The 15,275-nt window shown below is 58.0% G+C and carries 17 protein-coding genes; 9 read left to right on the top strand and 8 right to left on the bottom strand.

The features are described 5' to 3' along the window. The first annotated feature begins 3 nt into the window (after nt 1-3). Nucleotides 4-357 carry an arsenate reductase (glutaredoxin) gene (arsC, locus tag EGI20_RS00245; protein WP_124735964.1) on the top strand — a complete coding sequence of 118 codons (354 nt, stop codon included), beginning with the start codon at nt 4-6 and terminating at the stop codon, nt 355-357. Between the two features lie 46 nt (nt 358-403). On the opposite strand, the gene EGI20_RS00240 is transcribed toward arsC, so the two are convergent. Continuing rightward, entirely contained in the window at nt 404-2,770 is a 2,367-nt protein-coding gene (locus EGI20_RS00240) for a penicillin-binding protein 1A (RefSeq protein ID WP_498628649.1), read from the bottom strand. 172 nt (nt 2,771-2,942) lie between these two features. Here EGI20_RS00240 and EGI20_RS00235 point away from each other — a divergent pair, with 172 nt between their 5' ends. From EGI20_RS00235 to EGI20_RS00200, 8 genes are all read left to right on the top strand, one after another. Then, entirely contained in the window at nt 2,943-4,025 is a 1,083-nt protein-coding gene (locus tag EGI20_RS00235) for a pilus assembly protein PilM (protein ID WP_498628647.1), read from the top strand. Further along, nucleotides 4,025-4,603 (top strand): PilN domain-containing protein, encoded by a 579-nt coding sequence (locus EGI20_RS00230; protein WP_498628645.1) that lies wholly within the window; start codon nt 4,025-4,027, stop codon nt 4,601-4,603. The genes EGI20_RS00235 and EGI20_RS00230 overlap by 1 nt, the downstream gene beginning before the upstream one ends. Continuing rightward, a complete protein-coding gene (locus EGI20_RS00225; RefSeq protein WP_498628643.1) occupies nt 4,600-5,238 on the top strand; it encodes a type IV pilus inner membrane component PilO in 639 nt (212 codons plus the stop codon). Before EGI20_RS00230 ends, EGI20_RS00225 begins: the two co-directional genes overlap by 4 nt. An 8-nt stretch (nt 5,239-5,246) precedes the next feature. After that, nucleotides 5,247-5,771, top strand: coding sequence for a pilus assembly protein PilP (locus tag EGI20_RS00220; protein WP_498628642.1), 525 nt, complete (start codon nt 5,247-5,249; stop codon nt 5,769-5,771). Next, the gene (locus EGI20_RS00215; protein WP_498628640.1) at nt 5,768-7,891 is read left to right on the top strand and encodes a type IV pilus secretin PilQ; all 2,124 of its coding nucleotides are present in this window, start codon (nt 5,768-5,770) and stop codon (nt 7,889-7,891) included. Before EGI20_RS00220 ends, EGI20_RS00215 begins: the two co-directional genes overlap by 4 nt. Before the next feature lie 32 nt (nt 7,892-7,923). Beyond that, complete coding sequence (locus EGI20_RS00210) at nt 7,924-8,490, top strand: shikimate kinase (protein ID WP_498628638.1); 567 nt, start codon at nt 7,924-7,926, stop codon at nt 8,488-8,490. After that, nucleotides 8,477-9,562 (top strand): 3-dehydroquinate synthase, encoded by a 1,086-nt coding sequence (gene aroB / locus EGI20_RS00205; RefSeq protein ID WP_498628637.1) that lies wholly within the window; start codon nt 8,477-8,479, stop codon nt 9,560-9,562. Before EGI20_RS00210 ends, aroB begins: the two co-directional genes overlap by 14 nt. A gap of 94 nt (nt 9,563-9,656) precedes the next feature. Further along, nucleotides 9,657-10,022: a type IV pilus assembly protein FimV gene (locus EGI20_RS00200; RefSeq protein WP_124735957.1), complete on the top strand. Its 366-nt coding sequence runs from the start codon at nt 9,657-9,659 to the stop codon at nt 10,020-10,022. Nucleotides 10,023-10,086: 64 nt separating this feature from the next. On the opposite strand, the gene EGI20_RS00195 is transcribed toward EGI20_RS00200, so the two are convergent. From EGI20_RS00195 to EGI20_RS00165, 7 genes are all read right to left on the bottom strand, one after another. Beyond that, nucleotides 10,087-10,521, bottom strand: coding sequence for a hypothetical protein (locus EGI20_RS00195; protein ID WP_498628635.1), 435 nt, complete (start codon nt 10,519-10,521; stop codon nt 10,087-10,089). 9 nt (nt 10,522-10,530) lie between these two features. Further along, nucleotides 10,531-11,601 (bottom strand): PilX N-terminal domain-containing pilus assembly protein, encoded by a 1,071-nt coding sequence (locus tag EGI20_RS00190; protein ID WP_498628634.1) that lies wholly within the window; start codon nt 11,599-11,601, stop codon nt 10,531-10,533. Between the two features lie 47 nt (nt 11,602-11,648). Further along, the gene (locus EGI20_RS00185; protein WP_498628632.1) at nt 11,649-12,347 is read right to left on the bottom strand and encodes a hypothetical protein; all 699 of its coding nucleotides are present in this window, start codon (nt 12,345-12,347) and stop codon (nt 11,649-11,651) included. After that, a complete protein-coding gene (locus EGI20_RS00180; protein ID WP_498628630.1) occupies nt 12,340-12,912 on the bottom strand; it encodes a GspH/FimT family pseudopilin in 573 nt (190 codons plus the stop codon). The genes EGI20_RS00185 and EGI20_RS00180 overlap by 8 nt, the downstream gene beginning before the upstream one ends. A gap of 7 nt (nt 12,913-12,919) precedes the next feature. Beyond that, nucleotides 12,920-13,378, bottom strand: coding sequence for a type IV pilin protein (locus tag EGI20_RS00175; protein ID WP_498628628.1), 459 nt, complete (start codon nt 13,376-13,378; stop codon nt 12,920-12,922). 104 nt (nt 13,379-13,482) lie between these two features. Beyond that, the gene (locus tag EGI20_RS00170; protein WP_498628626.1) at nt 13,483-14,460 is read right to left on the bottom strand and encodes an NAD-dependent epimerase; all 978 of its coding nucleotides are present in this window, start codon (nt 14,458-14,460) and stop codon (nt 13,483-13,485) included. Beyond that, complete coding sequence (locus tag EGI20_RS00165) at nt 14,457-15,215, bottom strand: glycosyltransferase family 2 protein (protein WP_498628624.1); 759 nt, start codon at nt 15,213-15,215, stop codon at nt 14,457-14,459. Before EGI20_RS00165 ends, EGI20_RS00170 begins: the two co-directional genes overlap by 4 nt. Between the last annotated feature and the right edge of the window lie 60 nt (nt 15,216-15,275).

Here is a 15,275-nt window from a genome sequence, read left to right as displayed (position 1 = left end):
GGCATGATCCGCCTTTACCACAACCCGCGCTGTTCCAAGTCACGCGAGGCACTGCAACTGTTACAGGATGCAGGCGCTCAAATCGAAGTCATCGAATATCTGAAGCAAACGCCCAGCATTGAAGAACTGGACCAATTGCTAAGCTTGCTGGAGCTGGAGCCGCGCCAGCTGATGCGCCGGCATGAAGAGGAATACCAGATGCTGTATCTGGACGATATCGCGCTGGAGCGCCGGCAGCTGATCGCCGCCATGCACGACAACCCGATACTGATCGAGCGCCCCATCGCACAGTGCGAACAGCGCGCCGTGATCGGCCGACCGCCACAGAATGTATTGAGCCTGCTCACCCAGGCTTGACGAAAAAGGGGCAACGCCTCTCAAACCGGAGGCGCTGCCCGTATGCTCAGAACAGCAATTCTTTCACATTTTCCACCGCATCCTGCGCCGCATCGGGTGGTGCCACCGGCACTGCGGCCTCCTCTTCGGCAGGCTTGGCCGCTCCCGGCACCGAACCACGGTTATTGATCTGCAATTCGGGATTGGTGCGCTGGAACTCTTCCATATAGTACTCGTCGCCTCCGCGCAGACCGGCTCCAGGCCTCACCACAATACCCTCGGGCGGCGGCAGGTCGACTTCGGGCTGTCCCTTGAGCGCATTAGCCATATAGTTGGTCCAGATCGGCAAGGCGGCCGTCCCGCCATAACCGAAGCGCCCCAGACTGCGCGGCTGGTCATAGCCCACCCAGGTCACCGCGACCAGATTCGGACTAAAACCGGCAAACCAGGCATCACGGAAATCATTGGTGGTACCGGTTTTCCCCGCCAGATCGGAACGCCCCAGGCTCATGGCACGGTTGGCGGTACCAAAGCGGATCACATCGCGCAACAGGCTGCTGGTAATAAAAGCATTGCGCGGATCGATCACCTGGGTCGCCCCCTGTCCGGCCACCGCCGGCGCGGTACGCGCAATCACGCGACCATTCAGGTCTTCAATGCGGTCGATGAAATAGGCGCGGGTACGGTAGCCGCCATTGGCAAACACCGAATAGCCCTCGGCCATCTGCAAGGGCGTCACCAGACCGGCTCCCAGCGCCATGGTCAGATAGGCCGGATTATTCTTGGCCGAAAAACCGAAACGCTGTGCATATTGCTGGCCGTAGTCGGTACCTACCGCCTGCAGGATGCGGATGGACACCATATTTTTGGACAAGGCCAAGGCACGGCGCATCGAAATCATGCCGGCGTAACGGTTATCGTCGTTTTTGGGTTCCCAGCGCTGGCCCCCGATGCTGGCCGGGTCTATCGACAATGGTGCATCGTTAATCAGAGTTGATGCAGTAAAGCCGCGATCCAGACCTGCCGAATAAATAAAAGGCTTGAAAGTCGAGCCCGGCTGGCGCCATGCCTGCGTCACGTGGTTAAAGCTGCGTCGGTTGAAATCAAAGCCCCCGACCAGCGACTTGATGGCACCGGTGCGCGGATCCATCGAAACAAAGGCCCCTTCCACCTCGGGCATCTGGGCGATTTCCCAATAGCCTTTCGGGTTGGGCTGGATACGCACCACGGCACCCGGCCGTATCTGCTGTGCCGGCGTCAGCTTGCTGGACAGGGCGCGGCGGGCAAACGACAAGCCCGGCCCCTTGACCGTGGCAAAACGGCTGCCGCGCAAGTAAACCTTTACTTCCGACGGTGAAGCAAACAACACCACACCCGGCTCAAGCTCGCCACTATCGCGAATCGACGACAGCGCCTCATCCAGCGCCTCATCCCGCTCTTCGGTCATCGCGCCCAGATCGACAAATGACTCTGGCCCGCGATAGCCCAGACGGCGGTCGTAATCCATCAGCCCGGCACGCAGTGAGTCAAAAGCCCAGCGCTGGTTGCGGCTATCGATGGTGGTATAGACGCGGAAGCCTTCGGTATAGGCCGCATCCTTATACTTCTGGTACATGTCCTGACGTACCATTTCCGCCACAAACTGCGCAGGCACGCCGGTGTCACGTGCAGGCTTGGCTAAGCCCAGCGGCTCGGCCTTGGCCGCCTCTAGTTGAGCTGTCGAAATATGGCCTAGCTCATGCATGCGACGCAAAACATACAACTGGCGCAAACGGGCACGCTCGGGATTGGCAACCGGGTTGTACGAGGAAGGCGCCTTGGGCAAGCCGGCCAGCATGGCAAATTGCGCCACGCTTAACTCATTCAAAGGCTTGCCGAAATAGGCTTGCGAGGCGGCCGAAAAACCGTAGGCACGCTGCCCGAGATAGATCTGGTTCAGATACAGCTCGAGAATCTGGTCCTTGGACAGGGTATGTTCGATCTTGAATGCCAGCAGCGCTTCATTAAACTTCCTGCTAAAAGTCTTTTCACTTGATAAGAAGAAGTTTTTAGCCACTTGCATGGTAATGGTGCTTGCACCGGACCGCGTATGCCCAGATACTATATTTCCTAGCGCGGCTCTAAGAACACCGACATAATCTACACCACCATGCTGGTAAAAGCGTTCATCCTCAGCGGATAGCAGCGCCTGACGCATCAGCGGCGGCACGTCGTGAATACGGGAGAACGAGCGGCGCTCTTCTCCGAATTCACCAATCAGCGCACCGTCGGCGGCATAGACGCGCAGCGGGATCTTGGGGCGGTAATCGGTCAGGATGTCCAGATTGGGCAAACGCGGCCAGGTGACAAGAATGGCAACAGCCAGCACACCGACCGCAAGTGTCGTGATACCGAGTATGGAGCCCAGCACAAGCTTCAGGATTCGCAGCAACATAATGGTTCGAAAGAAAAATCGAGCCCTGATTATACCGTTTTACCCGGAAGCGCTGGCAAAGTTCCGCACTTAAGAATAATTGGTCATTATTAAAGGGAGGCGGCTACTTTCCATATCTAAGGAAAGAGCCGATAACGACATGCTGGGTGGCAAACTGGAATTACCCAAATCCTTGAGCAGTCTGCTAGCGGGACGCCGCCAGACAGCAGACAGCCTGATCGGACTGGATATCAGTTCAAGCGCTATCAAGATGGTCGAAATCGGCCGCCAAGGCAAAAACCTCCTGCTGGAACGCTACGTCATCGAGCCCCTGCCCAAGGACGCGATGAACGAAGGCAACATCAATGACATCGAAGCGGTTGCTGACACGCTGCGCCGTGCGCGCGCACGGCTGGGCAGCCACTGCAGCCGGGTTGTCATGGCGCTGCCCACGACCATGGCAATTTACAAAAAAATACTGGTGCCGGCCGGTCAGGACAAAACGGATCTGGAGTTTCAGGTCGAAAGTGAAGCCAGCCAATACATCCCCTTCCCGCTGGATGAGGTCAATCTCGACTTCCAGGTACTGGGACCCGCGCCAACCCATGCCGACGATCTGGAGGTATTGATATGTGCCTCGCGCAAGGAAAAAGTCGAAGAGCGCCTGGCCATCGGTGAAATGGCAGGATTCACAACGGCCATTATGGATGTCGAAGCCTTTGCCATGCTGACCGCGTTCGAGCAGTTGCAAATGCAGCTGCCAGATCAGGGCTTCAACCAAACCTTTGCCCTGTTTGATATCGGCGCCACCAAGATTCACTGCTCTGTGATCCGCAACGGCCAGCAGTTGTATTACCGCGAACAGGCATTCGGCGGCACCCAGCTGACACGTGAAATCCAGCGCCGCTACGGCATGACCCATGAAGAGGCGGAAAAAGGCAAGCGCAGCATGCTCTTGCCCGAAGGCTATGAATTCGAACTGCTGCAGCCCTTTGTCGACTCTTTATCACAAGAGATCCAGCGCGCGCTGCAATTCTTCTACACCACGGTCAGTGTGTCGCAATATCTGCGCGTCGACTACATCCTGCTCGCCGGCGGCAGCAGCATGCTGCTAGGTCTGGATGACGCTGTTGCCCTGCGCACCCAGATCAGCACCATGATTGCCAACCCCTTCACCACCATGACCCAAGCCCCCGGCATTCCGATTAAAGATCTGTTGCTGGATGCGCCTGCCCTGCTGGTTGCCTGTGGTCTTGCACTAAGGAAATTCGACTGATGATACGCATCAACCTGCTCCCATACCGGGAAATGCGGCGCGCGGATCACAGACGCCGCTTCCAGAACATGCTGGCACTGGCCATTGCCGGTAGCGCCTTGCTGCTGGCCGCCGGCTATGCCCTGCAAAGCCATGCACTGGACAAGCAATTGTCCCGCAACCAGCGTCTGGATAGTGCCATTGCCGAACTGAGCGTCAAACTGGGCAAGATCACCGAGTTGCGCCAACAACGCGCTGCTTTGCTTGCGCGCAAAGACCAGGCCGCCCAGCTGCAAAATGGCCGCTCGCAGGCGGTGCGCCTGTTTGATGACCTGATCCGCTTTATGCCGGAAGGGGTTTATCTCAAGGATTTCAAACAAGCCGGCAACACCATCACCCTGTCCGGCTACGCACAATCCGGCGCTCGCGTTTCCAACTATATGGGCACTTTATCCGACTCCGGCCTGTTCATTAATCCGGTACTGATAGAAGTGAAAGCCGCCGCGCTTGGCAATCTGCGCGCCAGCGAATTCAGCCTGACGATGGCGCTGCAGACACAAGGCGAGCAAGAAGCCCACAAGACAGGAGCGCCACAGTGAACCTGAATATCAATCTGGACGAGCTGCGCAACCTCGACTTCAACGACATCCAGAACTGGCCACTACGCTCCCAGCTGATCACGCTGGGCGTGATGGCCATATTTATCCTGCTGGCCGGCTACTTTGTGGTTCTGGGCCCGCAACGCGATGAAATTGCCGCCGCCGAAGCGCGCGAAGCCGAGCTGAAAACCCAATATATCGACCAACGCCGCCAGCTGGCCAATCTGGAGGCACTACAAGCCCAGCTCAAAGAGATAGAAAAAAGTTTTGGCAACCTAATCCGTCAACTGCCAACCAAAGCAGAGATGGCATCCGTACTGGCAGAGATCAACCAGGCGGGCGTGGGTCGCGGCCTGCAATTCGAACTATTCCGCCCCGGCCAGGAAATCCGCGGCACCGAGTTGGCCGAGCTGCCGATCGAGCTGCGTCTGAATGGTACTTACAATGACCTAGCCACTTTTGTGTCGGATGTTGCCCGGATGTCGCGCATTGTCACCATCGGAGATATTTCGCTGACCCCGGCGGCCGGCAAAGATGGCCGCCTCACCCTGCAGGCAACGGCCAAGACCTACCGCACGCTGGAACCCGCCGAACGCGCCGCAGCGACGGCCAGCGCCAAGGAGAAGGGAAAGTGAGCACAACCATGAAAACCGCGCTTTCCCGGCTGCTATGGCCGCTGTTACTGGCTGGCTGCACAACAGCATCCGACGATATCGATAGCTGGATGCAACAGCAAGGCCACGGCTTGGTCGGCAAGGTTGAACCGATTCCGCAACTAAACGCTGCGGCTACCACTATTGACTACACCGGTTTCGGCCTGCTGTCGCCATTTGACGCGAACAGATTCAAGACGGCGGGCAGCCAGAATAGCGCCAATGCACCCGACTTCAAACGCCCGCGCGACCCGCTGGAAAAGTATGGACTGGAACAGCTGAAAATGGTTGGCAGCCTGCAGATCAAGGGCATACGCCACGGTCTGATCCAGACACCGGATGGCATGGTGTATCCAGTGCGAGCCGGTAGCTTTATCGGTACCAATTACGGCAGGGTGACGGCCGTACTCGATGCACAGATCAAGCTGGTCGAGACGGTAGAAGAAAGCAACGGCGAGTGGGTCAAACGCGAAACCGATATTCTGCTGGCAGATGAACAAGGGCAAAGTAAATGAAAACAACAAGACAACTGACCATGCTGGCGGGCAGCCTGCTTATCTCCTCCAACCTGGCGTGGGCTGCCGGCAATAGCATTACCAAGATCGAAACCTTGCCTGGCAACGGCGACCAGCAGGTACTGGCGATCACGCTGGCCAAGCCTGCCCTGTTACCCAAGAGCTTTGCGCTGTCCAATCCGCCACGCATTGCCTTCGACTTTATCGACACGGGCAGCAGTCTTGCCAAAACACAACTGGCCCTGCCCGGCCCCTTGCTCAATAACGCGACCATTGTTGCGGCAGGCGAGCGTAGCCGCGTCATCCTGTCGCTAGCCAAAAACAGCCCCTACCAGACCCGGGTGGAAGGCAACCGCATCCTGGTCACACTGGGCAATGTGCAGCAGCGTGTACCAGCCGCCAGCATCACGGCCCCTTTCAGCAGCGCGCCAGTGGCTGCAGCCCCCGCTTATGTTGCCAACATTTCGGGCAGCGACATCCGCCTGGTGGATTTTCGCCGTGGCAGCGATGCTTCGGGTCGGGTCGTGATCGATCTGCCTAACGCCAGCAGCGCCACCGATGTCAGCCGCAGCGGCAAAAGCCTCATCATCAATCTGGGCGCACCGCTACCGCGCCGGCTGGAGAGACGGCTGGATGTCACCGATTTCGGTACTCCGGTACAGAGTATCGATGCCAGCAATCTGGGCAAGGGCAGCCGCATCGTCTTGCAAAACGCGGGCGAGTGGGAGTTTTCCTCCTATCAGGCCAATCAGCAACTGGTCGTAGAAGTGCGCAAGATTTCGACCGAGCAGGCCAATGCCGCACTGATGGCATTGGGCAAGACCATCTACAAAGGCGAAAAGCTGTCGCTGAACTTCCAGAATGTCGAAGTGCGCGCCTTGCTGCAGACACTGGCCGAGTTTGCCGGCTTCAATCTGGTCACCGGCGACACGGTCACCGGCACCATGACCTTACGCCTGAAAGATGTACCGTGGGATCAGGCGCTGGATATCGTCTTGCAGCAAAAAGGGCTGGCCAAGCGTCAGGTCGGCAATGTGATCCGTATCGCACCACAAGCCGACATGATTGCGCTGGCCAAACAGGCGGCCGAAGCCAAGGAAGCGACCACCTTGCAAGAGCCCTTGGTCACCGAAGTCTTCCAGATCAAGTACCGCACAGTGGAAGAAGTCATGACAGCTATCGCCGGTCTGGTCGATATCGACAGCAAGGACAAGGCCAACGCGGCAACTGCGACCGCCAGCAGCAATAACGGAGTGAAAGCATCGGCCTATGCCGACGCCAAGACCAACCAGCTGATCGTGCGCGAGAAACCAGCCGTGCTGGATGAGATCCGCGCCGTGCTGGCTATTATCGACAAACCGTCCAAGCAGGTACTGATCGAGGCGCGCATCGTCGAGGTCAGCGACACTTTCCAGCGCGATCTGGGTGTGAAGCTGGGTTTTGCCAAAGTCGGAGGTGATACATCGGTCGGTTCTGGCTACGGTCCAGCGGGAGGTACGCCACTACCAGGTGGCCCTGCAACGCTGCCAACGACCCCCAATATCAACCTTCCGTCCAGCTTAACCGGCGGCAATGTAGGAATCATTTTCAAGGGTGCCAGCTCCATTATCGGTTTGGAACTGCAAGCTATGCAGACCCAAGGCAAAGGCAAGATCGTATCCAGCCCACGCGTGCTGACCGCCGACCGTACCAAAGCCATCATCAAGGAAGGTATCGAAATACCGTACCAGTCGACCAGTGCCGACAGCGGGACAACGACCGAATTCAAAGAAGCCAACCTGGTGCTGGATGTAACCCCGCAAATCACGCCGGACAACGAGATCATCCTCGACGTACAGGTCAACAAGGATGCGGCCAACTTCCTGAAATCGGTCAATGGCGAACCGTCCATCGACAAGCGTGAGGTCAAGACTCAGGTGCGCATCGGAGATGGCAATACCGTGGTAATCGGCGGCATCTACATCCAGGACGAGAGCGACACCGTCAGCAAAGTTCCGCTGTTGGGCGATATCCCGGTACTCGGCCATCTGTTCCGCAGCAACTCGCGTAAGAACGATCGCCGTGAGCTTCTGGTCTTCATCACGCCACGCATCGTGGAAAGCGAAACTTTGATCCGCTGAAGCGGCGACAGCACACAATGACATCCGATACAATGCCCAGCATGAAACTGGCTGGCAACTTATTCCTGGTCGGCCTAATGGGGGCCGGCAAGACGACCGTCGGACGCGCGTTGGCAAGGCGCAGCGGCAAGACCTTCTATGACTCGGATTACGAGATCGAGCAGCGCACAGGAGTGCGCATTGCGACCATTTTCGACATCGAGGGGGAGCGGCGTTTTCGCGAGCGTGAAACCCTGGTCATCACCGAACTGGTGCAGCAGCAGGATATCGTGCTGGGCACCGGCGGCGGTGCCATCCTCAGCCCGGTCAACCGCCAATTGCTGGCTCGCCATGGCACCGTGATCTATCTGCGCGCCAGCATAGATGACATCCTGACCCGTACCCAGCACTGTACCAATCGCCCGCTGCTGCAAACAGCAGATCCGCGCGCCAAGCTGGAGGCACTGTTTACCGAACGTGACCCGCTATACCGCGAAATTGCCGACATCGTGATCGATACCAGCCAGCAGAATGTCAATCTGCTGGTTTGCCAGCTGGAGGAGCGGCTCGCCCGCCTCCAGGGCCCACCTCCGGAAGCGTCCAAGCATGAAAACCCTTGACCTCGTACTGCCCGACACGCAATACCCTATCCATATCGGCCAGGGTCTGCTGGACAGGGGCGAGCTGGTCGCCGCCCACCTGCCACAAAACAAGGCCGTCATCGTTAGCAACACCACGGTTGCCCCACTGTACCTGACCCGGCTTAAGGCAACGCTCAGCGCGCAAGGCGTCAGCACGCTCGATATCGTGCTGCCCGATGGCGAGGACTTCAAAACCTGGGAAACGCTGAACCGGATTTTTGATGTACTGCTGGAGCAAGGCTGCGAGCGCAAGACCACCCTGATTGCGCTAGGGGGAGGGGTGATCGGCGATATGACCGGCTTTGCCGCCGCCTGCTACCAGCGCGGCGTGCCCTTTATTCAGATCCCGACGACGCTACTGGCACAGGTCGACTCTTCGGTCGGCGGCAAGACAGCCATCAATCATCCGCACGGCAAAAACATGATCGGCGCTTTCTACCAGCCGCGTGCGGTGATCGCCGATATGGATCTGCTGGATACCCTGCCCGATCGCGAGTTATCCGCCGGGCTTGCCGAAGTGATCAAATACGGTCTGCTGGGTGATGCCGCATTTTTTGCTTACCTGGAAGCGCAAATGCCAGCACTACTCGCGCGCGACAAAACCGTACTGGCTTACACCGTCGAACATTGCTGTCGCATGAAGGCCGAAATTGTCGGCCAGGATGAAAAAGAAGCAGGTATCCGCGCCCTGCTCAATCTGGGACATACCTTCGGCCACGCCATCGAAGCAGGGCTGGGATTCGGCATCTGGCTGCACGGCGAAGCCGTCGCAGCAGGCATGCTGCTGGCGGCCGAGGCATCGCGTTTGTCAGGCGATTTAAGCGAGCAGGATGTGCAGCGTATCCATGCCTTGCTGCAAGCGGCAAAGCTGCCGACCCTGGCACCGAATCTGGGCTTGGCGCGCTGGAAGTCCTTGATGGCGCACGATAAAAAATCAGAGAATGGTAGCACTCGCTTTGTATTAATGAGTGCAATAGGCCGCTCAAAACTCGCTACGCTGCCAGATAATATGCTAAATGAAATACTAACTAGTCGCTTTATACAACAATAGTTCCCTAAATCGCGAAATTAATACAACCGTGCATTGAGCCCTCTCTTTCCTGCTGGTAATCTTGCCTTAGCCATCATCAGGTAAGGGGAATAAGATGTTTACGGCAATTGCAGGACTGGCAGGCCAGGCAAGCATCAACAGCGCTCGCAAACTTTGGCGCCAACTGAGCTATGTTCCTCCGCGCAAGCGCGGTATCGACCCCATAGGTGAAGCAGAAGTTTTTCTGCACTATGGCCGTATCGACGATGCCATCATGGTTCTGCGCGATACCATGAAGCATGAGCCAAGCAATACCGCTGCCAAAGTGGCACTGTTGCGCGCTTACTCTTACCAACGCAACGTCAAGGATTACTCCAGCCTTGCCGCCACCTTACGCGATGAACTGCATACCTATCCGGTGTGGAATACCGTGCGTAAAAACGGTATGGCCATTGACCCGCATAACCCGCTATACCAGTAAGCGATCTCCGCCCAAAATGAAAACGCCACTCAGTGTGGCGTTTTTTGTTCTTGCTCCTCCACCACTACCGCTCGCGCACACGCGCCGGATCACTCCATGTCAGCAGGCTTGCCAGCTCTACGCGATGCGGGCCGGCTTTGTCCTGCCACGTCACCTCGACCCTGAGCGCCTGATAGGATGGCGTACATTGCGGCGTCACCTGCCAGCTACGACTGAAAATCGTGCCTTGCACGGTTGTTTGCTCTGCGGTATGGCTGCTGGCCAATAAAGAGCCGGCCCCCGGACAGGTGGTGTGCAGGTATTCCCCGGCAGCAATTAAGGCGCGCAAAGACTCGAGTTTATCCGCGGCATAGTACTGGGCAAAAGCATGCGCCTTGGCTTCGGCACTACTGGCCAGCGTAGTGCTAGCCAGACGCAAGCCCGCCAACAATCCCACTGCCAACAGCAATAAGGCAATCAGTGCCTCCAGCAAAACATAGCCGTGCCGCACCATGCGCATATATGTCCCCTACCAGTCGCGCCAACTGCTGGCGAGCACAGACTCCTGACGCAGGCTTTGCGCCTTGGCCAACAGCGCCGCGTCGTATTCCAGCTGCAGCGTGCCCTCTACTTGGCCCAGCGCCTCCAGCAGCAGGGCTCCCTGCACCTTGGCGCCATCATGGCTGGACAGTTTGCGCGCATAAACCACACCAAACACGACACTCCCCGCCGCCAGTTCCAGTTCGCCATCCACTAGCAGAATCACCGGCGCAGCTGGATTGCCCAGGCGGACCGGCAAACGGGTGTACGGCTGGCCATCCAGCGCCGACAGCAATACCACCTTGCCAGCCATATCACCCTCAGGCAAAGGCTGGTGACCAGCGAGATGAATATCGGCAGAAGCCTTCAACGCATCCCAGCCCAGGGCAAAAAACGAACGGAATAATGCTTCTTCGGATAGCGCTGCCAAAGCCGCATCGGCCAGCTGTACATCACTGCCAGGGCTGGCATTGGTCGAGCCCGCCTGATCCAGTAAGCCATCACGGGCAATGCGCGTGCTAAACGACAGCACCGGCAAGGTACCACTCCTGATCGTCAGCGGACGCTGATTATTGACCACCTCCAGACGGCCACCCGACGCGCCATCCAAGCGCCGTGCAAGCAATGTAGCCTCCGGCACGGCCAGCAATACCGGCTCGGCCATCACCAGCTGGCTCACCACCCGCCGCGCGCTGCCATCATCGCTAAAGCCGGTCGCCATAATGCGCAGTCTGACAGGCGCTGCGGCCGGTAGCACACAAGCCGGCCCAAAGCTGGCGGCATCGCAAAACTGCACCTGCCAGCGCGGACCACCCAACTGACCGCGCGCCAGCGCTCCTGTCGCATCCGTATCCAGCTGTCCATCACCATTATGATCGGCTCCGCCGGCAAGATAATAAGCCACGCCATAATGCAATCCTGCCTCGGCCGCCTCCAGCGCCTGCTTGGCACGGTAACTGCTGGCGGACAACTTGAGTTCGAGCAGGGATGTTCGGGCGGCATAGACCGTCATCAATGCCACAGCCATCATTAAGACCAGCACCAAGCCCAAGGTAAGCATGCCTGCCTGACGCCGGGGATTACGACCATCGCGCACGACCCGTTCTCCTAAGGCGCGGAGAAAACCCGCAGGTTACGTAGCTGTACCGAACTTTCCAGCTGCTGGCGGATAGATGGATCGGCCAGCAGATAAGCACCCAGCCGGACCTTGAGCAGACGTACCTCGACCACGCGGTCACCGCTTTGTGCGCTGGCCAATAGCGCCGTACAACCGCCACTGTCCGTACGCTGCGCCCGGGTCACATTCACACACTTGCTGGCGGATACATCAAACAGCAACGTATCCACCGCCATAAGTGCGCCATCGGACAGGCTTTCCCAGTTACCACTACTGCACAGCATGGAGGCCGGGCCGCTGGTTTTCATACGCAGACTCATTACGCCGGCGATAGTTTGCAGCTTGAAACCCAGACGCTCATCTGCGCTGATCTGACCATCGCTATCGCGGTCATAGCTGTAGCGCACACAAGCCGGCATCGCCGTATCCAGATTGTCCATACCGGAAGAAAAAGGATTAGCCAACGGCGCACTGGCCGCCACCGCATGCCAATAGCCGGCGCGGCGCAGCTCTGCAGTCATCACATCCATCATCGCCTGCAGGTCGGCATTCAAACGCAAGGTCTTGAGCGTCGTACTGCTGCTACGCACATGCGCCACATACAAAGCCCCGGCACTCGCCAAAATGATCAACGCCAGGGTGATGCCCAGCATCAGATCCAGCAAGGAAAACCCGCGTACGCTACGCATGGCAGCCGGCATCAGGGTAAGGCGCGAGCTGTGTCGCACCGGCCGGCGAACAGACGCGGATACGCCCCAGAATGCTGACCAGCACCCGCGTCTCCAGACCGCTTGCAGACAGCAAAGTCACCCGCCCGTTATCCGCCACCCCGCGCACCGGCTCGAAGCGCGCTTCGTTGCCGCTAAAGCCGCTCACCAGCAACTGCACGCCCGGGTAATCGCGACCATGAAACACGGCAACCGAGCGCGCACCACCATCTGCCGCCGCGATAGCGCAAACCTTGCGGGCATCCAGTCCGCTGGGATCACAACCCGGCACATCACTGGCGGCAAAATGCCATTGCCCGGCAGCACCGGCGATAAAGCGCATATACATCGGACGCGACTGTTTAAGCGCCTCCATGCGTACAAACTGTAACTGGCGATAAACCAGCTCGGTTGCGGCAATCAGGCGCTGGCGCTCGACCCAGAGCGAGAGATGAGGCAAAGCCACAGTCAGCAAGATGCCCAATACCGCCAGCACCAACAGCATCTCCAGCAAAGACCATGCACGCAGCACGCGAAGCCGGGGCATGGCAAGCTCACCCCGCGCCCCAACAGACACGCCTGGCTGCAGACGACATATCCGGCCCGTTTTCATTCAAGTGAAACAAGCTAGCCGGACAGACGCTATCTTCCCCCTGACCGCCCTTGTCCGTAGCAGTGGCCTCGGCAAGATACGTGGTGCTAGCGGCACTATCGGGCAGCAGCGAAATGGCGTAATAGCCCTCGGGGGATAGCGCAGGAAAAGCCAGCGTAGACAAAGCGGCACTGGCACCACAACTTGAAACTGCGCCCAGATGCTGCGCATAGAAAGGACAGGAGGCACGAAAACGCTCTTGCGCCAGCGCCAACCCCAACAAGGCCGTACGCCCGTCAGTACGCCGTGCCTGCAATACATAATCACGGTAAGCGGGATAAGCCACCGTCGCCAGAATCGCCATCACCAGCAGCGCGATCATCAACTCGATCAGCGAAAAACCGGCATGAACGGGACGCATGGCATAGCCTCCTGGGCAAAGAAAACGGCGACCGCAAAGCCGGCCGCCGTCAATGAAATGGTCTGCTGAGTCAGACTAGACCATCAGGGGAAAAACGGAAGAACTCAAGCAAGATCAAGCTTATGGTAATGCCGGTACCAGTCGACAAAGCACTGCATGCCTTCCATCAAGGGGGTATCCGGCGAAAAGCCCACTGCAGCGCGCAGGCGTGCGGTATCGGCATAGGTGATGGGCACATCACCATCTTGCATCGGCAGGTATTCTTTAACCGCCTCGCGGCCGCAGGCCGCCTCGGTCGCTTCTATAAACGCCATTAATTCGACCGGATTATGGTTGCCTATATTGAACAGCGCATAGGGCAACTCGCCCGTCGGCACATGCGCCATCACCCGCAACACGCCCTCGACGATATCGTCGATATAGGTAAAGTCGCGCTGCATCTTGCCGTGGTTGAACACCTTGATCGGCCGGCCATTCAGGATGGCATCAGTGAACAGCCATGGCGCCATGTCCGGACGCCCCCATGGACCATAGACAGTGAAGAAGCGCAAGCCGGTCGCCGGCAAGCCGTACAAGTGTGCGTAACTCGCCGCCATCACCTCGTTCGCCTTCTTGGTCGCCGCATAGAAGCTGACCGGCAGGTCGACGCGATCATCCTCGGAAAACGGCACTTTGGCATTGCGCCCGTACACACTGCTGGAACTGGCAAACACCAGATGCTTGACCGGATAACGGCGACATCCCTCCAGTACATTGGTAAAGCCAGTCAGATTGCTCTCGGCGTAAACATGCGGGTTTTCGATCGAATAGCGCACGCCAGCCTGTGCCGCCAAGTGGATCACATAATCGAAATGCTCCCCGGCAAACAAGCTATCCAATCCGGCCATATCGGCAATATCAAGCTGGTGAAAACTAAACCCGGACTGGCCTTGCAAGGTTGCGAGACGTGCATGCTTAAGCTCGACCGCATAGTAATCATTGAGGTTATCAATGCCGACTACCTCGACTCCATCACGCACCAGCAGGCGCTCGCATACCGCGCGGCCGATAAAGCCGGCGGCGCCAGTGACCAGAACTTTCATCCTTCTTTCTCCAGACGGCGAAGCTCAATCAGCTTCGCGTATTTCAGAAAACTGTTCATACAACCGATCGCAATGTGCACTAGCCCTGGCACACCATCAAGAAAACCGCGACGCACGATATAGAACTTGATGAAGCGAAGCAGCGGACTGAACAGCAACTTGGTGATCCCAACTCGCTTGCCCGCCCGAAACAGCATCTCTGCTTGCAGGCTGGTATAGCGGTTCTGCTTGGCAAGATACAGCGCAACATCCTCTCCCGATTCATGCATCAAGTCACCGTGCAGGCGTCCAACGTCACCATCACAAATAACATACTCGTGCACGGCATGGTCAGACCAACGTGCGCGGCGGCGGTCGAACAAACGCAGGCTAAGATCGGGATAACCTTCCCCATGGCGCAGAAAGCGCCCCATAAACTTATTGCAACGAGCAAAGCGGTAAGCGGCGAGCGCTGGCGATGCCAACACTTGCCGGATAGCAGCAACCAAACCATCACTCAACCACTCGTCGGCATCAAGGCACAACACCCAGTCATGCTTCGCCTGCGCGACCGCAAACTGCTTCTGCGGCCCGAACCCAAGCCAGTCCTGATGCAATACCCGCGCACCGTAATGCTGTGCAATTGTCTGCGTATCGTCTTCGCTACCCGAATCCACCACTACGATTTCATCAGCCCAACGACAGCTCATCAGGCACTGCTCCAGCCCCTGCGCCGCATTTTTGGTGATCATCACCACGCTTACCCGCTCAGCCATACATACCCCAGAAAACGGAAACGCCGCTGTCACCAGCGGCGCACGGCTTTTAAAACCGAT

Source organism: Aquitalea sp. S1-19 (assembly GCF_024343515.1).
Note: the sequence above shows the minus strand (reverse complement) of the source record. Positions and strands in the feature narration are given on the sequence as shown.